This is a genomic window from Pantoea sp. UBA6567 (assembly GCF_002434165.1).
In the GTDB taxonomy this organism is placed as follows: Bacteria; Pseudomonadota; Gammaproteobacteria; order Enterobacterales; family Enterobacteriaceae; genus Pantoea; species Pantoea eucrina.
In genome coordinates this window covers 325,556-347,578 of sequence record NZ_DJJN01000004.1, presented here as the reverse complement: position 1 = coordinate 347,578, position 22,023 = coordinate 325,556, and the positions used below count along the sequence as shown (strand labels likewise).

Annotated in this window: 17 protein-coding genes; 14 read left to right on the top strand and 3 right to left on the bottom strand. The window is 53.7% G+C overall.

Annotated elements, in window-relative coordinates:
• Window positions 1–157 precede the first annotated feature (157 nt).
• From B4M48_RS04920 to B4M48_RS04910, 3 genes are all read left to right on the top strand, one after another.
• A complete protein-coding gene (locus B4M48_RS04920) occupies window positions 158–424 on the top strand; it encodes a YdgH/BhsA/McbA-like domain containing protein (protein WP_071668142.1) in 267 nt (88 codons plus the stop codon).
• Window positions 425–768: 344 nt separating this feature from the next.
• On the top strand, window positions 769–2,931 hold the full coding sequence (gene fhuE, locus B4M48_RS04915) for a ferric-rhodotorulic acid/ferric-coprogen receptor FhuE (RefSeq protein ID WP_414692658.1): 2,163 nt from the start codon (window positions 769–771) through the stop codon (window positions 2,929–2,931).
• A gap of 268 nt (window positions 2,932–3,199) precedes the next feature.
• Entirely contained in the window at window positions 3,200–3,673 is a 474-nt protein-coding gene (locus B4M48_RS04910) for a hypothetical protein (protein ID WP_192415517.1), read from the top strand.
• A 200-nt stretch (window positions 3,674–3,873) separates the two neighbouring features.
• On the opposite strand, the gene B4M48_RS04905 is transcribed toward B4M48_RS04910, so the two are convergent.
• Window positions 3,874–4,140, bottom strand: a complete 267-nt coding sequence (locus B4M48_RS04905) for a hypothetical protein (protein ID WP_071668145.1) — start codon at window positions 4,138–4,140, stop codon at window positions 3,874–3,876.
• A gap of 380 nt (window positions 4,141–4,520) precedes the next feature.
• On the opposite strand from B4M48_RS04905, the gene B4M48_RS04900 reads away from it, so the two are divergent.
• The 3 genes from B4M48_RS04900 to B4M48_RS04890 all read left to right on the top strand — a co-directional run bounded on the left by B4M48_RS04900 (window position 4,521) and on the right by B4M48_RS04890 (window position 7,430).
• Entirely contained in the window at window positions 4,521–5,405 is an 885-nt protein-coding gene (locus B4M48_RS04900) for an NAD-dependent epimerase/dehydratase family protein (RefSeq protein ID WP_071668146.1), read from the top strand.
• A 59-nt stretch (window positions 5,406–5,464) separates the two neighbouring features.
• Window positions 5,465–6,268, top strand: coding sequence for an SDR family NAD(P)-dependent oxidoreductase (locus B4M48_RS04895; protein WP_071668147.1), 804 nt, complete (start codon window positions 5,465–5,467; stop codon window positions 6,266–6,268).
• 127 nt (window positions 6,269–6,395) lie between these two features.
• Complete coding sequence (locus B4M48_RS04890) at window positions 6,396–7,430, top strand: LysR family transcriptional regulator (RefSeq protein WP_250341378.1); 1,035 nt, start codon at window positions 6,396–6,398, stop codon at window positions 7,428–7,430.
• Between the two features lie 668 nt (window positions 7,431–8,098).
• Here B4M48_RS04890 and B4M48_RS04885 read toward each other — a convergent pair.
• Window positions 8,099–9,019, bottom strand: a complete 921-nt coding sequence (locus tag B4M48_RS04885; RefSeq protein WP_288656139.1) for a LysR substrate-binding domain-containing protein — start codon at window positions 9,017–9,019, stop codon at window positions 8,099–8,101.
• Between the two features lie 104 nt (window positions 9,020–9,123).
• Between B4M48_RS04885 and B4M48_RS04880 the strand changes: the two genes are divergently transcribed.
• Entirely contained in the window at window positions 9,124–10,149 is a 1,026-nt protein-coding gene (locus B4M48_RS04880; protein WP_071668149.1) for a zinc-dependent alcohol dehydrogenase family protein, read from the top strand.
• A gap of 87 nt (window positions 10,150–10,236) precedes the next feature.
• On the opposite strand, the gene B4M48_RS04875 is transcribed toward B4M48_RS04880, so the two are convergent.
• Window positions 10,237–12,204, bottom strand: a complete 1,968-nt coding sequence (locus B4M48_RS04875) for a sigma-54-dependent Fis family transcriptional regulator (RefSeq protein WP_250341376.1) — start codon at window positions 12,202–12,204, stop codon at window positions 10,237–10,239.
• Between the two features lie 182 nt (window positions 12,205–12,386).
• Between B4M48_RS04875 and B4M48_RS04870 the strand changes: the two genes are divergently transcribed.
• The 7 genes from B4M48_RS04870 to B4M48_RS04840 all read left to right on the top strand — a co-directional run bounded on the left by B4M48_RS04870 (window position 12,387) and on the right by B4M48_RS04840 (window position 21,863).
• Window positions 12,387–13,835 carry a sugar porter family MFS transporter gene (locus tag B4M48_RS04870; RefSeq protein WP_071668151.1) on the top strand — a complete coding sequence of 483 codons (1,449 nt, stop codon included), beginning with the start codon at window positions 12,387–12,389 and terminating at the stop codon, window positions 13,833–13,835.
• 12 nt (window positions 13,836–13,847) lie between these two features.
• Window positions 13,848–14,861, top strand: a complete 1,014-nt coding sequence (locus B4M48_RS04865) for a Gfo/Idh/MocA family oxidoreductase (RefSeq protein WP_288656135.1) — start codon at window positions 13,848–13,850, stop codon at window positions 14,859–14,861.
• Complete coding sequence (locus B4M48_RS04860; RefSeq protein ID WP_071668193.1) at window positions 14,861–15,640, top strand: TIM barrel protein; 780 nt, start codon at window positions 14,861–14,863, stop codon at window positions 15,638–15,640. The genes B4M48_RS04865 and B4M48_RS04860 overlap by 1 nt, the downstream gene beginning before the upstream one ends.
• An 81-nt stretch (window positions 15,641–15,721) precedes the next feature.
• Window positions 15,722–16,639 (top strand): substrate-binding domain-containing protein, encoded by a 918-nt coding sequence (locus B4M48_RS04855; RefSeq protein ID WP_286876562.1) that lies wholly within the window; start codon window positions 15,722–15,724, stop codon window positions 16,637–16,639.
• Window positions 16,640–16,988: 349 nt separating this feature from the next.
• Window positions 16,989–17,591: a TetR/AcrR family transcriptional regulator gene (locus B4M48_RS04850; RefSeq protein ID WP_371328700.1), complete on the top strand. Its 603-nt coding sequence runs from the start codon at window positions 16,989–16,991 to the stop codon at window positions 17,589–17,591.
• A 74-nt stretch (window positions 17,592–17,665) separates the two neighbouring features.
• A complete protein-coding gene (locus tag B4M48_RS04845) occupies window positions 17,666–18,781 on the top strand; it encodes an efflux RND transporter periplasmic adaptor subunit (protein ID WP_071668155.1) in 1,116 nt (371 codons plus the stop codon).
• A complete protein-coding gene (locus tag B4M48_RS04840) occupies window positions 18,774–21,863 on the top strand; it encodes an efflux RND transporter permease subunit (protein ID WP_250341371.1) in 3,090 nt (1,029 codons plus the stop codon). Before B4M48_RS04845 ends, B4M48_RS04840 begins: the two co-directional genes overlap by 8 nt.
• Window positions 21,864–22,023 lie beyond the last annotated feature (160 nt).

Genomic DNA, 22,023 nt, shown 5'->3' with positions numbered 1-22,023 from the left:
ATCACGCACGTATCACCGGACCGGACAGCCGGCTGCGGGTAAAAGCTGTCTGCCCGCATAATTAAAAAATCTCCTGAAAGAACGTTGCTTTATTTTTATTCTGAACTATCTGTTTATAGGGATATCCGGTTATTTTTTATTTCACGAGGACTAATGTATGAAACGTAAAATAATGGTCGCTGCTGCTCTGTTTCTGGGAACACTTGCCTCTGGCTCTGTTTTAGCCGCGCAGGAGATCACTAAAGAACAGGCCAGCCAGTATCAGGAAGTGGGCAAGATAAGCTCGATGAAAGAGCAGACTGCGCCTTCAGATGCCAAAGCCGATCTCTCCAAAAAAGCAGATGAACTGGGCGGTAAATACTACGTCATCACCTCTGCAAAAGAGGGTTCAAAGATGTCAGCTACCGCTACCGTCTATAAATAACAGCGGGTCTGTTGTATGCAAACGGCAGGCTATGGATGGCCTGCCTGAATGGCACCGCGATCTCTCCCGTAATCATCGCTGATCACCTCCTGCACTCTGCCTTTCTCTGAATCGGTATAACCTAAACCACCGCTATTTCCGGGTTTTAACTCCCTATATCACTGAATATTATGATGTTTACATGAAGTTACATTTGCAATGGAATCTTTTAGAGAATTGCTAAAGCAAATGATTATCATTGTCTTTCTCATATGTTGCGGGCCTCTGCCTGCCTGCGCTGAACGGATAAATATAAAAACAGCGCATCACTGCTTAACCTAATACCAATGTTTAAGAGAGAGTTTATGGCTTTTTGTAGCAGGGAATCAGGGTTCAATAACCTCTTCAGCATCTCATTACTGGCACTGACCGTGCATTCCCTTCTCACTCCCGCCCGGGCGGCAGAGGAGGATGCGCAGGAGATGATCGTCAGCACTGATTCGGCCGATAACAGTGCGCTCAGTAACCAGAACTATGCGGTGCAGACCACCCGTGCGGGCACTAAGCTGATGCTGACACCGCGCGATGTACCGCAGTCTCTTAGCGTCGTGACACAGCAGCGCATGCAGGATCAGGATTTGCAGTCGGTTAATGATGTATTAACCAACGTTACCGGCATATCCACTAATCTTGTCGACAGTGAACGCTCTGAGTACTATTCGCGCGGCTTCAAAGTCAGCAATTTTACGTTTGATGGTATTCCGGCTTTAGTCAACGACGCATGGAATTATGGCGATGCGGCTTCCGACTCCGCTATTTATGACCGCCTTGAGATCGTGCGCGGTGCAACCGGCCTGATGACCGGCGCAGGCAGCCCGGCGGCTTCAATCAACATGGTGCGCAAACATGCCGACAGCAAAATCGCCACCGGAACGCTGAGTGCCAGCTATGGCAGCTGGAATAAGCAGCGTTATGTGGCCGATCTCTCTTCTCCGCTGAACGGGGATGGCAGCCTGCGTGGCCGCATTGTAAGTGGCTACACTGACCAGCAGAGCTGGCTGGATCGCTATCAGAAGACCAAAAAGTTTATCTACGGCGTCATTGATGCCGATCTCTCTGAAAGCACCACCGTGTCACTGGGATATGACTACGAAGATAACAACACCGGCAACCCAACCTGGGGCGGTTTGCCGATGTTTTACAGTAACAATGCCACCACCCATTACGATCGCAGCCTGAATTCAGCAGCCAACTGGGCGCGGTATAATACCAACTCCCGTAAAGTCTTTGCCGATATTGAACATAACTTTGATAACGGCTGGAATGTTCATGTTAACGGCACGCACGCTGAAAACACATTCAGCGATAAGCTGCTCTATGTGATGGGCAATCCCTATCGGGAGAGCGGTGAGGGTACGACCGGCTACGGCAGTATGGATCGCGGCAAACGTAAACTGGACTCTGTCGATGGCTTCGCCAGCGGCCCGTTTGAGCTGGCTGGTCGTCAGCATCTGTTAATGGCGGGTGCCAGTTACAGCCGGCAGCACAATGCAACGTATAGCCAGGATGGTTTCAGCGATGCAGAAGCGCGTGAGATCACGGCAGCCGATATGGGTATTTTTGATAACCACTGGAGCGGTAATGTAGCGGAGCCGGCGTGGCAGGGCTGGTATCGCAACGCTAATGACACGGTGCGGCAGAAATCCGTTTACAGCGCAGCACGTCTGTCGCTGGCCGATCCGCTGTCACTGATTGTTGGCGCGCGCTATACCCAGTGGAGCACCACCGGCAGCAGCGGAGAGGCGACTAAAAATAACACCACGCCTTATGCAGGGCTGGTGTATGACATCAACGATACCTGGTCCGCCTATGGCAGTTACACTGCTATTTTCCTGCCGCAGACTTATCGCGATACCCGAGGCGGCTACCTGTCACCCGTAACCGGAAAAAGCTACGAAACCGGGCTGAAATCTGCCTGGAACGATGGCCTGCTCACCGCCACCGTGGCGATATTCCGTATCGAAGAGGATGATGTCGGTCAGGCACTTGATGGTGTCTACCTGAATGGCAGCGAGCAGGCTTATGTCGCCGCTAAAGGTGCCGTGAGTAAAGGCGCCGAGTTTGAACTGAATGGTGCACTGACTGATAATCTGCAACTGACATTTGGTGCCACCCGCTATGTTGCGCGTGACAAAAGTGGCCGCTTTAACAGTTACCAGCCGCAGACCTCCTTTAAGCTATTCACCCGCTATCAGCTGGCCGCTATTCCTGACCTGACTATTGGCGGCGGCGTTAACTGGCAGAATCGGGTATTTAAGGATGTGACCAACGCCAGCGGTGAGAGCGTACGGGTATATCAGGGCAGCTATCCGCTGGCATCGCTGTTTGCGCGCTATCAGGTGAATAAACAGGTTGCGGTACAGGCCAACCTCGATAATCTCTTTGATCGCCACTACTACAGCTATATGAACAGTTACGTCTATGGTGAGCCACGAAATATGAACGTCAGCGTTTCCTGGCAGTTCTGACAGATCGAATAGTCGATATTCACATTCAGGCATGCAACACGCTGACATGCCTGAATGCTTCCACTATTACCCGCCCGCTTCTCTTCTTTCTGCACGCTCAAACCGCTCATCTATACTGATTATTCCAGCAGGCATGCTGCTGGCAGTATAGATCCCAACACTCAGATAATGTGACCATGTAAATGTGCTTGTTAAATAGCGCGTTCCTGCCTTATATCCCGGCGGAGCGTAAGAGCAAATAGATCTCTCACTATCCGGAAAACCAATAATGAAAATAACGCGTTTTGTTTATTCTGCCCTGATTGGCGTGGTCGCCAGTTGCCGTTCAATGACGCCGATGGCGGCTCTTGCTGCGGCACGTCTTGCGAAGCGCAATACGTCAGGCGCTCTGCTGCTGCTGGATCGGCCGCTCTTTAAATATGGGGCGTTAGCGATGGGAGCAGGGGAGCTGTATGGCGACAAAATGAAATCAGCACCGGACCGCACTGTGTTTCTTGGCCTCTCGGCGCGCGTGGCCAGTGCCGGGATTGCCGGTGCCGCGCTGGCACCTCGTGGCGAAGAGAAGACCGGGGCCGCGGTGGCTATTTCTGCCGCGGTGCCACTGGCTTATGCCACGCTTGCAGCCCGCAAAAAGGCGATAACAAAAATCGGACAGACCCGAAGCGGCCTGATTGAAGATACGCTGGTTGTCGCTCTTGGAGCCGCCGTGGTCTTCTTTGCCACGCGTTCTGACCGTCACTAAACGCCTTCCCCAGCCTGACAGAACAGGAAGTTTGTGATGGGGGTGGGGCAGGTTATTTATCTTTTGCCCGTTCTGATTGGTGTTGCCTGAGTTAACAACCGGGTGTCATCCCTGACAGTTTCTCCGGCCGGTACGCGTCGGACGCGCCCGTTATGAGGCTGGCTTATCTTCGTCGTCTTCCGGCCGGGGCCGGGCAACGGTTAGTGATGTTTTCCGTCGTCGTCCGGGTCTGCTTTCATCTTTAAGTGCAGCCCAGCCTTGTCGCGCATATCAGTTTGAGAGAAACCATTGAGCCAGTGTCTGGCTTTTCTGATTTTCTCCGCCCTGACCGCGTTAGTAGCGTTACCAGCCATCAAATCCAGCTCCGCCGTCAGGGTTCGCTGGTTAATGTCCTGTCCCGCCATTGCAAGGTTGAGTGCTGCCTCTCCGATGACAGGTTTCTCCTGATCGTCGTCGTGATCAAACACTGAATACACCTCCTGATACGAGTCAATGACAACCTCACCGGTAACTGTAGTCCCAAAATGAATACGATGCCTGCCCGAACACGCGACCGCTTAAGGCCGCAGGCTTCACGTCGCTTAAAAGCCGCACTGCTTAAGCGTTGTTTACTCTGCGGTAGTTTTGAACACTAAGAGAGGCGTATGACGTCCGCTATGAGCGAAAAGCGGGCCTTTAATTATGAAGCCTTATAAGCACCCTTGCCGATTGATGGATTCCGCCTGTTCTGTAAATAAAACTAGATCGATGAATTAAAGTAATCGTAGCTTTTAGCCAGGCTCATCGCTAATTTTCTGTTGTCATCAAAACTTAGGGTTGATTTGCACCTCAACCATAAGGACGAAGTATGTCAGATAAGAAACGTATAGCCATTACCGGTGCGTCAGGGAAAATTGGCAGGGTCACAGTAGAGTGGCTTGAAAAAGCAGGGTATGACTTGTTCCTCATTGATAAGAAAGAACCGTCAACCAGCAAACATCCGGCGATGATTGCGGATTTAGAGGATTTTGGTGCAACACTTGACGCCCTTTCCTCCGTCGGGGAAGACATCTATTCACGACCCGAACCTGCAGCTTTTGATGCTCTGGTTCACCTCGCCAGTATCCCCCATCCCCGGATGATCCCCGACTCTGACGAGTTCAGAAACAATATGCTGGCCACTTTCAACGTATTTGAAGCATCCAGGCGTCTGGGGATTAAAAATATCATCTGGTCATCGAGCGAGGTTCCTACCGGCGTGCCTTACGATCGGTGGGCGCCCCCATATGTGCCGATTGATGAACACTACCCGGCACGGGGGATTAGCATTTACGCGCTGACGAAAGTGCTGGGTGAGGAAATGGCCCGTCAGTTCTGCCTTAATAACGCTGATATGCGCATTACCTGTCTCCGGCTTTCTAATGTTATGGGGCCGGATGAATACGCCCGGTTTGAAAGCTGGCAGGACGATCCGGCCGTCAGGTTATGGAATATGTGGACCTACGTTGACGTTCGTGACGTTGCCCAGGCGATTGAAAAAGCTCTCGAATATGACGTCAGGGGCAAAGATGAGTTCTTTATTACCAGTGATGTCACCTGCATGCGAATCCCCACAAAGGAACTTCTCGACCATTACTACCCTGAAGTTGAGCAGCGTAAACAATTTGCAGGCAATGAATCGGTGCTGAGCAGCGAAAAGGCAATGCGCATCCTGGGTTATCATCCGGCTTACCGCTGGACCGACAGTATCTGATGATCCCTTTGTTACCGGCCTGTACAGGGCCGGGTAAACCGTCTCAACAGGAGAATGATATGAGTGAGAAAAAACTGGCTCTCATAACCGGCGCAAGTAACGGTATTGGCCTGGCGCTTGCGGAAGAATTTGCGGCTAACGGATACGATCTTGCCATCGTGGCCCGGGATGATAAAAAGCTATCAGCTACACGCGAACATCTGCAAAAACACTTTTCAGTTAGCGTACACTCATTCAGTGCTGACCTTAGTGAGTATGATCAGATAATCGGCCTGCAGACCAGAATAGATGCGGCCGGTTTAAACCCCAGCGCGCTGGTTATCAACGCCGGCCAAGGCCTCGGCGGCGCCTTTATTGATGGTACCGATCTTGAAAAAGAGCTCAGGTTAATCCGGCTTAACGTTGATGCTGTGGTTCATCTTTCTAAAATATTTATCCCGCGGCTCGTTGAAAAAGGCAACGGGCACGTTCTTATCACCTCCTCGCTCTCCGGCTCGGCACCGATACCTTTTGAAGCTGTTTACGGGGCGTCGAAGGCTTTCGTCAACTCCTTCTTTTACGCCATACGTAACGAGCTGATGGGAAGCGGTTTGTCGATGACGCTTCTGATGCCCGGGGCAACGGAGACAAACTTCTTCAAAAATGCAGGGCAGGCAAGTACGACGGTAGGATCCATGAAAAAGGACGATCCGAAAGAAGTAGCCAGACGCGCCTGGTATGCCCTGATGACAGGGCATGAATTTGTCTACGGCAGCGAGTATGCCGAGTACGAGGGCGAGGTGATGAACAGAATGATGAGTGAATCACACAAAGCTCAGCGTCATCGCATTATTTCTGAACCCAATTCTGCCACGAAAAAGTAAATTCACACGGCGCCGGGCACAAGCCTGGCGCCTCTTTCAACAGGGATAAGCGTCCAGAGATGAGTTACGCGAAGATCCCCCGCGAAATGATGACTTTTCGTCTGCCGTGGCGTCGGGTTGCAACGTTTTGTTGAATCACTCTACACTCAACATCCTTCTGGCGCGATTCCGTGCAATGTCCTTTGATATAGCATTGAATTTTAATCAACGGTTTAACTTCATGCCTACCAGACTTTCCACCAGGCTCACCCGAAGCGATCTGGCTGAGCTCAACGCGTTTCTTATTACTGAGAAAATGCGCAGTTTTACCAAAGCCGCCATAGAACTCGGGATCACGACATCTGCGCTGAGCCATACCATACGTAATCTCGAGACGCGCCTGGGCGTCAGGTTGTTAAACAGAACAAGCCGCACGGTCTCTCCAACCGAAGCAGGCGCAAGCCTGGCATTACGTCTTGAAACAGGGTTTAAAGAAATTGGCGACGCGCTTGAGGAAATTAACCGCATGCGCGATCGGCCTGTGGGAAGACTCAGGCTTAACGTGCTGAGTGACGGCGCCCGCCTCATCATGGCACGCCATCTTCCGCGCTTTATCAGCAAGTATCCGGAAGTGGAGATCGAAATCAGCGTTGATGACAGGATGGTCGATATCGTGCAGGAGGGATTTGATGCCGGAATTCGCTTTGGCGGCACCGTCCCTGAAGATCTGGTTGCAGTTCGGCTGGGCGAAAAGCTCAGGTGGGTGGCGGTAGCATCGCCACGCTATCTTTATCAACATACTCTTCCTGCCATACCTGAAGATCTTCGCTTCCACGACTGTATTCAGTTACGCACCGGGCAGGGCGTTATCTACAAATGGGAATTCCGGAAGGATGAAGACTATCGCGTAGTCGATGTCCGGGGACAGCTTTGCGTGAGCGAAACGGCGCTGGCAATTGAGCTGGCCCTGTCAGGCGCCGGCATTGCCTACTGCCTTGAAGACAGGGTTCGTGACCACATTCGTGACGGCAGCCTGAGGATTGTGCTCCCGGAATGGGCACCCGTTGAAGAGCCTATGTATCTTTACTATCCCGGTCACCGGCGGGTTCCACAAGGGCTGAAGGAGCTGATTGCGGTGCTGAGAGAAGAGATAAAAAATGAAAAGAGAGTAGCTGATAAATAATCTGATTTATTGCTATGGGTAAGTCCGCTCCTGGTACGAAGCGGTCATTAGTATCAAAAAACTGATGGCCCCCTCCGGCTCTTCGGCGTTGCCGGATCTTCAGCCTCACCCCCGCTAACCGGCTCTGCCCGATCCCTCCGGAGTTAGGGCCTGCGCCTGACTTTTTTGAGGGCTTTATTGGTTATCTGGCATCGAAAGCGCCGCGTTTACTGACTCACTGGATGCGTTCTCACTCTAAAGACTGGACGGGGGGATACCGGGAGTATTTTTCCATCAGCAACGGCGCCTGTTTTGTCGTGCCGGGATTTGAGGGCAAAAAACACTTTCAGATCCTGTCCAGGGGCTTTAGCGCGGAAAAGTCGGCCGGGGCTGCAGGGTCAGCACCATGTTGTTCGTACCGAAATGTCTGGACGTGGCCTGAATCATTGCGACGCGGGCAGCAAGTTGCCCGCTATATCCGCAGTCAAATGTGCATGTTGTTAATTATAAAGCGGCTTCATATGGTTATACCGGGATAACGCAAGAATACAGATATCAACATAAAGATGAGTTTTACTGACCAAAATTCTTTTCTGTCACCGTTGCTGTGGCGCAATTTGATTGTGGACTTAATGAGGCTAACATCCGCTTCTGCCACAAACCAGACATACAGACGGCGTGAGCGAATCTCAGATCGGGTCTTCAGCACCAGAGATCATAGCTGGCAGTTCGCTCACCAGTTTATCTACCGCCAGCCTGACCTTAAGAGGAAGATAAGGCATTTGCGGCCATACGGCATAGACCGGCTGTCTTTCAGAAGAGCAGTTTTTTAACACCTGTACCAGCTTGCCATTGATAAGCTGTTCCCGCACAAGCCAGTCAGGCAGCCAGGCGATCCCTCCTCCTGCAACGGCACTATCTCTTATACCCTGCATGTCATCCATTATCAGCCGGGCGGATGGCGTCATTTCATACATCCCTTTATCACCATTTTTTATACGCCATTTAAGAATGCGTCCTGCACTGAGGTAGGCAATCACGGCATGCTGCTGCAGATCCTCCGGTAAGACAGGTTCTCCCGCTTCACGCAAATATGCCGGTGATGCACATAAAACCATGGCGTGAGAGGTTAGCTGGCGGGCTATCAGGCTACTGCTGTCATCCAGCATGCCAATCCTGACAGCCATATCAAAACCCTCTGCTGGCAGGTCAACCTGGCGATCGCTGAAAGAAATTTCCAGTGCCAGCCCGGGATGCTCTTTTGCCAGCGCGGCTAATAGCGGTGCCACACAAAAATGTCCGAACAAAACCGGCACAGAGACTCTTAGTTTACCGCTTGCCTGCAGCTTGCCGCCTTCCAGCATCTCCTCTGCCATTCTGATTTCATCCAGCGCCCGACGGCAGAATTCATAATAGAGCGCGCCTTCATCCGTCAGGGTCTGACGACGGGTGGTGCGGCTGAAAAGCGTAACGCCCAGCCTGCCTTCCAGCCGGCCGATGGTTTTTGCTACGGCCGAACGCGTGAGGTGCAAGTTTTCGGCGGCCTGAGAAAAACTTGCTGACTCAGCAGCAGCCACAAAAACCGGAATGCCGCTCATTTCACTTTTCATATTGTCGCCTGACAGGAATCAATAGAGGGAAATATTATCGCCACTGTCAATGCACAGGCAATGTAATAATGAAGCTCTATCGTTCTAACCCAAAAGGAGTCGCAATGAAACGCTTAATGAAATGCTGGAGCCTGGACAAAACAGGGCGTCAGAACCTGAAGCTCACGCACACAGATATCCCTCAGCCAGGCCCGTATGAAGTGCTGGTGCGTGTAGAGGCCCTCTCTTTGAACTTCCGCGATAACGCCATTATCGAAGGAAAAATGGGTAATGAGATGACGATGCCGCTCACACCAGGGTCTGATATGGCGGGTGTAGTTGAAGCCGTGGGGACGGGGGCTACCCGTTTCAGCGCAGGCGATCGAGTTATTTCATCTTTCAATGCAGAGTGGATCGAGGGTCGCCCAGTCAATAATGCTAAAAACCCTGAATACAACTCGCTCGGCTATGCTCTTCAGGGCGTAATGGCTGAGTATGTGGTCATGAATGAGGAGTGGCTTGTTCGCGCGCCCCGGACGCTTACTGATGCTGAAGCCAGCACATTGGTTTGTGCAGGCCTGACGGCCTGGGTTGCCCTGGTTGAACGTGGCGGCCTGCGCGCCGGTGAAAGCGTGCTGGTTCAGGGGACGGGTGGCGTGTCGCTATTTGCACTGCAGATTGCAAAAGCCATGGGGGCGCAGGTGTTTGTCACCTCATCCAGCGATGAGAAGCTTGCAGCCGCAAAAATGCTGGGCGCAGATCGCGGGATTAACCGGAAGAAAGAGGACTGGGTGGAGGCCGTATACCGCCTGACCAGTGAAAGGGGAATAGATCACGTTATCGATACGGTCGGAGGGCGCAATGTTGCCGATTCAGTTCGCGCAGTGGCTTCGCACGGTCGTATCTCGCTGATTGGCATGATGGACACGCACGATGTTTCTGCATCCGGCGCTCTGCTTCTGCTGAAATCTCCGACGCTGCAGGGCATTGGGGTAGGGCATCGTCGGGCCCTTGAAAATTTTGTCAGGGCCGTTGATGAGATTAACTTAAAGCCGGTTATCGATAAGAGTTATTCATTCGACCAGCTGCCGGAGGCGCTGGAACACCTGGAACAGGGTGCATTCGGGAAAGTTGTGATTAACGTGATTTAAAAACCGGGCTTCAGTTAAAAATGTATTCAGGGCCTGCAATGCATCCTGCAGGCCTGTCGGGAACGAAACTTCTCTCGTCCGCTGCGCTCAGTGAGGACGTTTTCTGAGTGCGCGATAATCAACCTGCCACGCATTAAGCTTGTTATAAAGCGCTGTCCGGGAGATCCCCAGCTGTTGTGCAGACTGACGCAGGTTTCCCTTCTGTTCTTCTAACACCTGAATAATGTGCGCGCGTTCCAGATTCTGCAGCGAGGAAAGCGCCTCCCCACTCACATAAGCGGCGGTCATCTCCTGCAGCGAGTCGGGTAGATCTGCACAGGTAATCTCTAAGCCTTCACATAAGTTGACCAGGCGTTCGACGACATTTTCCAGCTCACGCACATTGCCTGGCCACTCCCGGGACTGCAGGTCCGTCATCGCGTCAGACATGACCACAGGAGGCGTGCGTTTCAGACGCGCGCACAGTGCCCGAATGAATGCGTTAACGAGCTCCGGAATGTCTTCGCGGCGCTCACGCAGCGGTGGAATATTTAATGAGATCACATTCAGGCGATAATAAAGATCGCGCCGGAAAGCGCCTTTCTCTGCGGCTTCGAGCAGATTGCAATGTGTTGCCGCAATAATCCGCACGTTGACTTTTACTGGCTGCGCCGCCCCGATACGCTGAACTTCGTTCTCCTGCAGCACGCGCAGCAGACTGGTTTGTGCCTCAAGCGGCATCTCGCCGATCTCATCCAGAAACAGAGTGCCACCGTCCGCCAGTTCAAACTTGCCTGCGGAACCACCACGACGTGAACCTGTGAAGGCGCCATCTGCGTAACCAAACAGTTCACTCTGTACCAGATCGCGCGGCAGGGCGCCGCAGTTGATAGCAATAAATGCCTCCTGCCGCCGCGGGCTGGCGTTATGAATGGCCTGAGCAAACAGCTCTTTGCCGGTCCCGCTTTCACCGCTGAGCAGCACCGTACTGTCAGTGCGGCTGCTGGTACGCGCTTTCTGAATTGCCTGCTGCAGGCAAGGGGCGTGCCCGCGGATCATCTCAAAGGTGTAACTGGCACTTACGCCCATCATCCGGCGGGTGATAGCACGGATGCGCTGATTTTCACGCAGAGATAACACGCGTCCGCCATCCGGTGCCGGCATCAGGGAAATCAGGCAGGAGAAGGCGGGAACGCCTTCCGGCATAAACTGCAGTTCACGGTCATTACAGAAAGGCATGGTCAGCAGCGATCCACCCTGCGGCTTTAGCAGAGCATCAATTGGTGTATCCTGCGGGTCAGGATCGCTGAAAATCTGGCGTGCATAACGGTTGAGTGTCTTAATACGGCCCTGTTTATCGCAGACAATCACCCCCTCATTCAGCGTTTCCAGGATGGACTGCTGTTCTGCCAGCAGACGGCGCAGCGTCAGCTGTTGCCCGACAGCGTCCGCTGCCGCCTGCACCGTGCCAAGCGTATGCGCGTTGAAGTTATCTGGCGTGGCGGTGAGAGTAAGCACACCGATCAGTTGCCCGCCGGCATCGCGGACGGGTGCTGCCGCACATTGTCGGCTGCGTCTGCGCAGATCGAGTTTCCAGTTCTCTCCGCTCAGCACGTAGACCAGTCGTTGTTCGATCAGGCATCGCGCAGTGCAGTTAGTCCCCAATACCTCTTCGCGCAGAATACTGCCGACCGGGGTCAGATCGGCGCCGCAATAATGCAGCGTGACGCCATGCGCATCAGTGAGGTTGATATGGCCGTCCGGATTATAAGCCAGCAGATTTTCCATAATACTGCGCGCGACCAGAATCAGTTCGGCATTATGTTCAAGAATGGCGTTCAGCTCACTCGCTGGCGGAGCAGTATAGATAAAGCTGCAGGGATCGATAGCCCGCTGTTGCGAACGCTGCCATGACTGCAGAATGCTACGCCGTACCGCTGGCGGTTGTTCACCCTGAATAAAACGCTGCCAGCTCTGCCATAACAATGCGTCCCAACTGTCAGCGTCTGCTCTGTCTGGCAGGCTGAAAATCGCATCGCTCTCATCTCTTAATAACCGCTGCTGTTTCACGAACATTCCCCCCGCTCTATGAAATGTCCATTTTATTGACATGTTAAGTTGACATGTAAATTTTGTTTCCACTTTGTGAGCTATAGCTGTGCGGATCCTCACAAAATCAGGCGGGTTTTTGTTGGCATTGGCTTTGCAACAGGAGATTCAACTTCATGATCCCGACTGCAGAAGGAAATTAAGCCGCTATGCGCAAACATAATTTACGCCTGATTTTGTATATCTGTTCCATTGCCTCGCTCAGCGGTGTGATTCTGGGTTATGACGCTTCGGTAATCTCCGGCGTGATCGATCCGCTGACCGAGCATCTGGCATTAACGCCGTGGGAAAGCGGCTGGGCGGTGTCAAATGTCATTATCGGGTGTATCGCTGGTGCGTGGGGTGTGGGTTTTATGTCCGATCGTATCGGGCGCAAACGCACGCTGATCGTGACCGCCATCCTCTTTGTGCTCTCAGCAATAGGTTCAGCGCTGGCCAGTTCTCTGACCGGGTTTGTTGTCTGGCGGCTGCTGGGCGGTCTGGCGGTAGGAATGGCGTCGGCCATTACGCCCTTATACATTGCAGAGGTATCACCCAAAGATTTACGCGGGCGCATGCTCGGCCTGCAGCAGATGCTGATGGTCGGCGGACAGGTAGCGGTCTATATCGTTAACTACCTGATTGCGCGCGGTATGCCGCATCAGTGGATTGTCAGTGAAGGCTGGCGCTGGATGCTGGCCTCTGGCGTGATACCCTGCGCCCTGTTCCTGCTGCTGGTGCCCTTTATGCCGGAGTCGCCGCGCTGGCTGGCGCTTAATGGCAAAACAGAGCACGCCCGTGAGGTGCTGACCCGCCTGTCAAATGCGCAGCATGCTGAACGACTGCTGCAGGAGATCCTGGCGGCCAGCCAGCACGACAATGCCTCCCCCGGCCAGCGCAGCATCCTGCGTGATGCACGCGTCCGCTACATTCTGCTGATTGGCTGCGCCATTGCCGTGTTGCAACAGATATCCGGTATCAACATCCTTCTCTATTACGCACCGTCGCTGCTGCAAAATATTACTGCCAGTACGCAGGCCTCCCTGTTTCAGAGTATTTTCCTTGGCCTGGCGCTTCTGGCAGGCGTGGCGATTTGCCTGAGCACCATTGACCGCACAGGACGGACGCCGCTGCTGCGCTGGGGAGCGCTCGGATGTGCATTCTGTCTGATGTTTACAGCCTGGGCATTTATCACTGAGGCGGGCGGGCTCCTGCCGATAGCGGGTCTTGTCGCTTTCATCCTTATTTTTGGCATGTCATGGAGCCTCGGCGCCTGGCTGCTTATCTCTGAAATCTTTCCAAACCGTATCCGTGCAGTGGCGATGGGCTTTGCGTTTGCCTCCATGTACCTCGCAAATTTTATCGTTACCCAGAGCTTCCCCATGATGAACCGCAGCCGGGTGCTGATGGATAACTTCCACGGCGCTTTCCCGCTGATGTTGTGCGCGGTGGGATGCCTGGTGGCGTTCTGGTTTGTTCGCCGGTTTTTACCGGAAACCCGGGGCGTTTCTCTTGAGCATATCGAGCCGCTGATGCTTTCCAAATCCCGTCGTTTCGCCGGACAGGCGCAGCGACACGATCAAAAACCCTCTTCGCCCGCGTGGGCAAAAGCGAAATAACAAGGAGTCTTTATGAACCAGCAAACAGTCCGTGTAGGGTTAATTGGCGCAGGGCGCATGGGCAGCTTCCATGCTGAAAACCTGGCGTATCGTGTACCCGGCGCCACTCTTGCGGCCGTTGCCGATCCCTTTCCGGGCGCCGCAGAAAAACTGGCAAGTCGTCTGGGCGTCAGCAAAGCGTACAGCGATTTGCATGCGCTTCTGCAGGATACAGAGATTGATGCCATCGCTATCGCCGCGCCGGCACGCACTCATGCCGAATGGGTGATTGCTGCGGCGAATGCCGGTAAGCATGTTTTTTGTGAAAAACCCATGGCCGTTACGCTGGAAGAGGCAGACCGCGCGATTGCCGCGGTGAAGCAGGCAGGCGTGGTGTTACAGGTGGGCTTCAACCGTCGCTTTGACTCCGGATTTGCGGCGGCAATTGCAGCCGTAAAAAACGGTGAGAACGGCACCACTCAACTCAGCCGCTCGGTCACACGTGACCCTGGTCTGAACGATCCGGCACCGATCCCGCAATGGACCATTTTCCTTGAAACGCTTATTCACGACTTCGACACGCTGCTGCATTTCAATCACGGCGCGAAGCCGGTTGAAGTGTACGCGCTGGCTGATGCGCTGGTGCGTCCGGATTTCAAAGATAAGGGGCTGCTGGATACCTCGGTGGTGACGATTCGCTTCGATAATGGCGCTATTGCCATCGCTGAGGCTAACTTTCAGGCGGTGTATGGCTATGACGTACGCGGTGAGGTGTTTGGCAGCAAAGGCATGCTGCAGGCGGGTCATATTAATGCCAATCACTGCGTACGCTACACCGCCAGCGGCATTGAAGTTGATACATCGCGTCTGGACTCAGACCTGCTGCGGGAAGCATACGTTGCGGAAATGAGCGAGTTTGCCCGCTGCATCCGCAGCGGTGAGACGCCCCGCGCCACCGGTGAAGATGCACGCAATGCGCTGGAGATCGCGCTGGCCTGTATTGAGTCAGTTCAGCGTAATCAGCCCGTCAGGCTGGGAGATTGCTGATGGCCGGTTATCAGCTTTCCGTCTGCGCTGAAATGGTATTTCCTGAGCTGCCATTTATTGAGCGCGTAAAACGTATTCACGAGCTCGGTTTTGGTGTCGAAATCTGGGGATGGGCGAATAAGGACATTGAGGCGCTGGCAGCGACCGGCGCGCGCTTTACCTCAATGACCGGCTATCTGAGCGGTAATTTAACTGATGAGGCAGAGATCCAGCAGCTGCTTCAGAGCGCTGAACTCTCGCTGGCAGTGGCTGAACGGCTCAACTGCCCGGTACTCAATCTGCACGGTACCGGCCTTGATGAGCGAGGTCTGCCGGTTAAACCTGTAACCACAGTGACCGGCGCAATGTGGCTGCAGGCCGCAGATACGCTGCGGCGCGTGGCGCAGCTCGGCGAGCGCGCCGGACGGGTATTCACACTCGAAAATCTCAATTTACCGGTTGACCATCCGGGCACGCCGTTTGCCCTTGCGGCCGATACGCTGGCGCTGGTGGAGGCGGTCAGCAGCCCGGCGCTGAAAATGAATCTGGATCTCTACCATGCACAAATCGGTGAAGGCAATCTGATCGCGCTGCTGCGGCGCTGTGGTCCGGCAATCGGCGAGATTCAGGTGGCTGATGTACCGGGTCGTCAGCAGCCCGGTACAGGTGAAATCAACTATCGCGCCATCGCTCGCACGCTGCAGGAGATGAACTATCACGGAACCGTTGCGCTGGAGGGCTGGGCAAGCGGTGACAGCACAACGGCGCTTCAGCAGTTCCGGGACCACTTTATGTTGTAAGCGTTGTCCGTCGGGTATTTGCCTGTTACCCGACGGTAACTATTTCCAAAAAAACGACCTTAACCCCTACAGGAATAGATTATGAATATCAGAAACTTTCTGCTTTGCCTGTTTTCGCTGGCGCTCAGCGTGGGCGTGAACGCCAAAACTTTCACCGTGGGTGTGGCGCTGGCTAACTTTGACCTTAATTTTGTCTCTATCCTGCGTACCCGGATGCAGCAGGAGCTTAAAGCAAACCAGCTCAACGGACAGTTTGTTGATGCAAAAGGGGATGTGGCGCTGCAGGTTCAGCAGGTGGATGATTTTATCAATCAGGGTGTGGACGCTATCATCCTGAATCCGGTCGATACCCAGGGTGTATTGCCGATGATAAACGCGGCAAAAAGCGCCGGTATTCCGCTGGTCTTCGTTAACCGCAAGCCTGAAGTGAAACTGCCTGCCGGTATGGCCTATGTTGGTTCAGATTCGGCGCTGGGCGGCGAAATGCAGATGGAGGCCCTGGCTAAAAAAATGAATTACAAAGGTAACGTAGCTATTCTGATGGGGGCGCTGTCAAATGAAGAAGCGCGCGAACGGACCCGTGCCGCAGAAGCAGTCATAGCCAAATATAAGGATATGAAAGTCATTGAAAAGCAGACGGCAAAATGGCAGCGCAATGAAGCCGTAGACGTTGTTTCAGGCTGGCTGCTGAACCAGCGTCCGATTGACGCTATCGCCGCCAATAATGATGAAATGGCCATAGGCGCCATCATGGCTCTGAGTCAGGCAAAGAACGAAAAAATTCTTGTTGCCGGCATTGACGGAACACCTGATGGTCAGCAGTTCATCAAAAACGGCAAAATGGCGCTGACTATATTTCAGGATGCCAGAGGGCAGGCCACCGGCTCAGTTCAGGTGGTAAAAGCATTGCTGAATAAGCAGAAAGCAGAGACGCTTAACTGGGTGCCTTACCAGCTTATTACACCTGAAAATTACCCCGCATTTTCTGCTGCTAACTGAAATTCTGATTTGTCAGGTACGTGCACAACACGGCCTGGCAAAATCCTTCACGCCTGTTAAGACAGCAGCTGCAACCACCTGAAACGATCTTTTCCGGCATTTTTTCATATCCTCTGCTCAGGCCGGGTAATAGCGGTCAGACTGGCAAAGTCAGATTTATCTTCAGCACGGCAGGCTCAGTAATATACTGTTCTGCAAGCGGGATAACCGGTGCTAAACACCCGTGCAGTGAAATGTGAGAGGGCTGTTGCTATTCCCTGAAGCACTCCTAATTCGTGACTTTATTACAAATTGGTCACTCGTTGTCAATCAGTGATGGTTAAGTTAAGCTAAAAAAATGAATAAACAAATGATCAATCACCCCGGCAGGGGACCTTCAGAGCATGCTATCCGCGATCAGGTGGTCGCAGCCGCGACAGAGCACTTCGGCCATTATGGTTATGAGAAAACAACCGTATCCGATCTGGCCAAAGCGATAGGATTTTCTAAAGCCTATATCTACAAATTTTTCGATTCTAAACAGGCTATTGGCGAGCAGATCTGCTCCAATCGCCTGAGTATGATCATGGATATCGTTAATGCAGCCATTGCCGATGCCGCAACGGCATCTGAAAAAATGAGGCAGATGCTCAAAGCGCTGACCCGGTCCGGCAGCGATCTGTTCTTTCACGATCGAAAGCTGTATGACATCGCCGCTGTGGCCGCCCGCGACAGATGGCCATCGGCGGCGCTGCATGAAGAACGCCTCCGGCAACTCATAGAAAATATCATTCTTGAAGGGCGTGCTGCCGGAGAGTTTGAACGGAAAACCCCTCTGGACGAAGCTACGCTGGCGGTGTTTATGGTGATGAGGCCCTATATCAGCCCGGTTCAGCTGCAGTACAACCTTGATACCGCGGAGTCTGCTGCGGTGCTGCTCTCATCGCTTATCCTGAGAAGCCTTTCACCCTGATTAGTGACCGTTGACATTTACGGTCACAAGAATAAGAATGCGGTTACTTTCTTTTCAATGTAACCAGGTAACGCATGTTCAGGATCACACCCGCTGGTCTTGCTGTCTGCCTGTTACCGCTGGCCTTGGCGGCTTGCGGTGACAACGCTGGCACAAACGATCCACGTACGCAGCCGCCTCTTGTAAGGGCTGTAAACGTGGCTGATGCTGATAATACTCTCCGTTCATTCACCGGCGTGGTTGTTGCGCGCACTCAGAGCGACTCTGGCTTTCGGGTACAGGGAAAAATCCTTGAGCGTCTGGTGGATACGGGCCAGACGGTGAAACGCGGGCAGCCGCTGATGCGCCTTGATCCTGCCGATCTCGGCCTCCTGGCACAGGCTCAGCAGCAGGCCGTTAACGCTGCCCGCGCCCGCGCCAGACAAACTTCTCTGGATGAAGCGCGTTACCGGGGGCTGGTGGCGACGGGTGCTGTTTCAGCGTCAGCTTACGATCAGATCAAGGCCGCGGCGGACTCCGCTAAAGCCGACCTCAGCGCGGCAAAGGCACAGGCTGACGTGGCGCAAAATGCTAAAAGCTATGCTGTTCTGCTGGCAGATTCGGATGGCGTCGTTGTGGAAACGCTCGCTGAGCCGGGTCAGGTTGTCAGCGCAGGTCAGCCGGTGGTCAGGCTTGCCCGGGCGGGACAACGTGAAGCGCTTGTTCATTTGCCCGAAACGCTCAGGCCAGCATCCGGAAGTCAGGCTGAAGCGACCTTGTACGGTGATGGAAATCAGTCTGTCAGCGCCCGGCTTCGCGTACTTTCCGATGCCGCCGATCCATTAAGCCGTACTTTTGAAGCGCGATATGTGCTGGAAGGGGCGCTGGCTGACGCACCGCTGGGCGCCACGGTCACGCTGCGTATTGCCGATGCAAAAGCTTCAGGTAAGGTCATGCAGGTACCCATAACTGCACTGTTTGATCAGGGTAAAGGCGCGAGCGTTTGGGTAATTGAAGAGCGATCTGCACGTGTAACCCGGCGGGCTGTGCAGGTAGAAGGTATCAGCGACGATAACGCCAGAGTGACCAGTGGGCTCAGTGCTGGCGAAGAAGTGGTTGCGCTTGGCGCTCACCTGCTGCATGACGGTGAAACCGTCCGCGTGGCACGTCAGGGTGATGGCAGCATTGCCGGAGGCCAGCCGCATGAGTAATTCCCGTTTCAATCTCTCTGCGCTTGCCGTCCGTGAACGCTCAATTACGCTGTTTCTGATCATTCTGATTACGGTCACAGGCATCCTCTCTTTTTTTGCGCTGGGGCGGGCAGAAGATCCGCCTTTTACCGTCAAACAGATGACGATTATTACCGCATGGCCGGGTGCGACGGCACAGGAAATGCAGGATCAGGTTGCTGAACCGCTGGAAAAGCGATTGCAGGAGCTAAAGTGGTACGACCGTACTGAAACGTATACCCGTCCGGGAATGGCATTCACCCTGCTATCGCTGCAGGACAGCACGCCACCCTCACAGGTGCAGGAAGCGTTCTATCAGGCCCGTAAAAAGCTGGGTGATGAGGCAAAAAATCTGCCTGCAGGCGTCATCGGACCGATGATCAATGACGAGTTTTCGGACGTCACTTTTTCCCTCTTCGCTTTAAAAGCGAAAGGAGAGCCTCAGCGTTTACTGGTACGCGATGCAGAATCACTGCGCCAGCGGCTTCTTCATGTGCCGGGTGTGAAAAAGGTCAATATCATTGGTGAGCAGACCGAACGCATCTTTGTTTCCTTCTCTCATGACCGGCTGGCCACGCTGGGCGTTTCTCCCCAGGAGATATTCGCAGCGCTCAATAACCAGAATGCCCTGACGCCGGCAGGCTCCATTGACACCCAGGGCCCACAGGTATTTATTCGCCTTGACGGGGCGTTCAGCAAACTTGAGCAGATTCGTAAAACGCCGATTGTGATCGGTGGCAGAACGCTGCTGCTGTCGGACATTGCCACCGTTGAACGAGGCTATGAGGATCCCGCTACGTTTCTCATCCGTAATCAGGGTGAACCCGCTCTGCTGCTGGGAATTATCATGCGTGAGGGATGGAACGGCCTTGAGCTGGGGAAATCGCTGGATGCGGAAGCGGCCAGTATCAACGCATCCATGCCGCTGGGTATGACGCTGACGAAAGTCACCGACCAGTCGGTTAACATCAGCTCAGCCGTCGATGAATTTATGCTTAAGTTCTTCGTTGCGCTGCTTGTGGTCATGGTGGTCTGCTTTATCAGCATGGGCTGGCGGGTGGGCGTGGTGGTGGCTGCTGCGGTGCCGCTGACGCTGGCGGTGGTTTTCATGGTCATGGAGGCATCAGGTAAAAACTTTGACCGTATCACTCTGGGGTCACTGATCCTGGCTCTGGGGCTTCTGGTGGATGATGCCATCATTGCGATTGAGATGATGGTGGTAAAAATGGAGGAGGGCTACGATCGCATCAAAGCTTCCGCCTATGCATGGAGTCATACTGCCGCCCCGATGCTGGCTGGAACACTGGTGACGGTGGTGGGGTTTATGCCTAACGGCTTTGCACAGTCTACCGCCGGTGAGTATACCAGTAACATGTTCTGGATTGTCGGTATCGCCCTGATAGCGTCGTGGGTAGTAGCCGTAGTGTTCACGCCCTATCTTGGCGTAAAAATTCTGCCAGAAATCAAAACCGTATCAGGTGGCCACACCACAATTTACGATACCCCGCGCTACAATCGTTTTCGCCGGTTAATTGCGCACGTTATTGCACGAAAATGGTTAGTCGCCGCGACGGTCATCATCATCTTCACCGTGGCTATTCTCGGCATGGGGCTGGTAAAGAAACAGTTCTTTCCGACATCAGATCGTCCGGAGGTTTTGATTGAGGTTCAGATGCCTTACGGCACCTCAATTGAGCAGACCAGCAAAACCACGGCGAAAATCGAGGAGTGGCTGAAAAAGCAGAAAGAGGCAAAAATCGTCACCTCTTACATTGGACAGGGCTCACCCCGTTTCTATCTGGCAATGGCGCCTGAGCTTCCCGATCCCTCTTTTGCAAAGATTGTTGTTCTGACAGAGAGTCAGGATGCCCGGGATGTTCTCAAGCACCGGCTGCGTGAGGCTGCAGCCAGCGGACTCGCTCCTGAAGCACGCGTCCGCGTAACACAGCTGGTTTTTGGCCCCTATTCACCTTATCCGGTTGCCTGGCGGGTCATGGGACCTGATCCGGATAAACTGCGTGAAATAGCGGGCGAAGTAGAGGCGGTTATGCTGGCCAGTCCTGATATGAGGACCGTCAATACCGACTGGGGGCAACGCGTGCCGACGCTGCACTTCTCGCTGAATCAGGATCGTCTCCAGGCTGTAGGACTGACGTCTAATGTCGTTGCGCAGCAGCTCCGGTTTCTGCTCTCTGGCGTACCTGTGACATCCGTTCGCGAAGATATCCGTTCTGTAGAGGTGATGGGGCGTGCAGCCGGCGATATCAGGCTCGATCCTGCAAGGATAGCTGGATTTACCCTGGTGGGATCATCAGGCCAGCGCATTCCGCTGTCTCAGACAGGCGACGTTGAGATAAGAATGGAAGATCCCGTACTGCGGCGTCGCGATCGAACCCCGACGATTACCGTACGGGGCGATATTTCAGACAGCATGCAGCCACCCGATGTTTCCACGACAATCCTGAAAAAATTACAGCCTGTTATCGCTAAGCTTCCGGCCGGATACCGCATTGAGCAGGGGGGGCCAATTGAGGAGTCGGGTAAAGCGACTAAGGCGATGGCGCCGCTGTTCCCGATCATGATTGCCATTACGCTTCTGATTATCATTCTGCAGGTGCGGTCAATGTCAGCGATGGTGATGGTGTTTCTGACGGCGCCGCTGGGGCTGATTGGTGTGGTACCGACGCTGCTGCTGTTCAATCAGCCGTTCGGGATAAATGCGCTGGTCGGGCTGATCGCCCTGTCGGGGATTCTGATGCGCAACACATTAATCCTGATAGGGCAGATCCATCACAATGAGCATGAAGGGCTGACGCCTTTTGAGTCCGTTGTCGAAGCCACTATTCAGCGTGCCCGTCCCGTTGTACTAACGGCGATGGCCGCCATCCTGGCCTTTATACCGCTCACGCACTCGGTTTTCTGGGGAACGCTCGCCTGCACGCTGATTGGCGGAACCTTTGCCGGAACCATTATTACGCTGGTTTTCCTGCCTGCTATGTATGCCATCTGGTTCAGGATACATCCGGAAAATAAAAAATACGCGGAAGTAAAAGCCGCAGAATAACGGTTATCCGCAGGGGGACCCCCGCGCATTGGCTCAAGTCTGACATTACAGGTGCTAAAAAGACGGTGCCCGGGGGAACGGGCCCGTTGCAGCAAGGTCCCGGCGCTGAATCGGTCGGGACTTCTGCCAGCACAGGAGGCGGTCAGGCCCGCTTCTGATC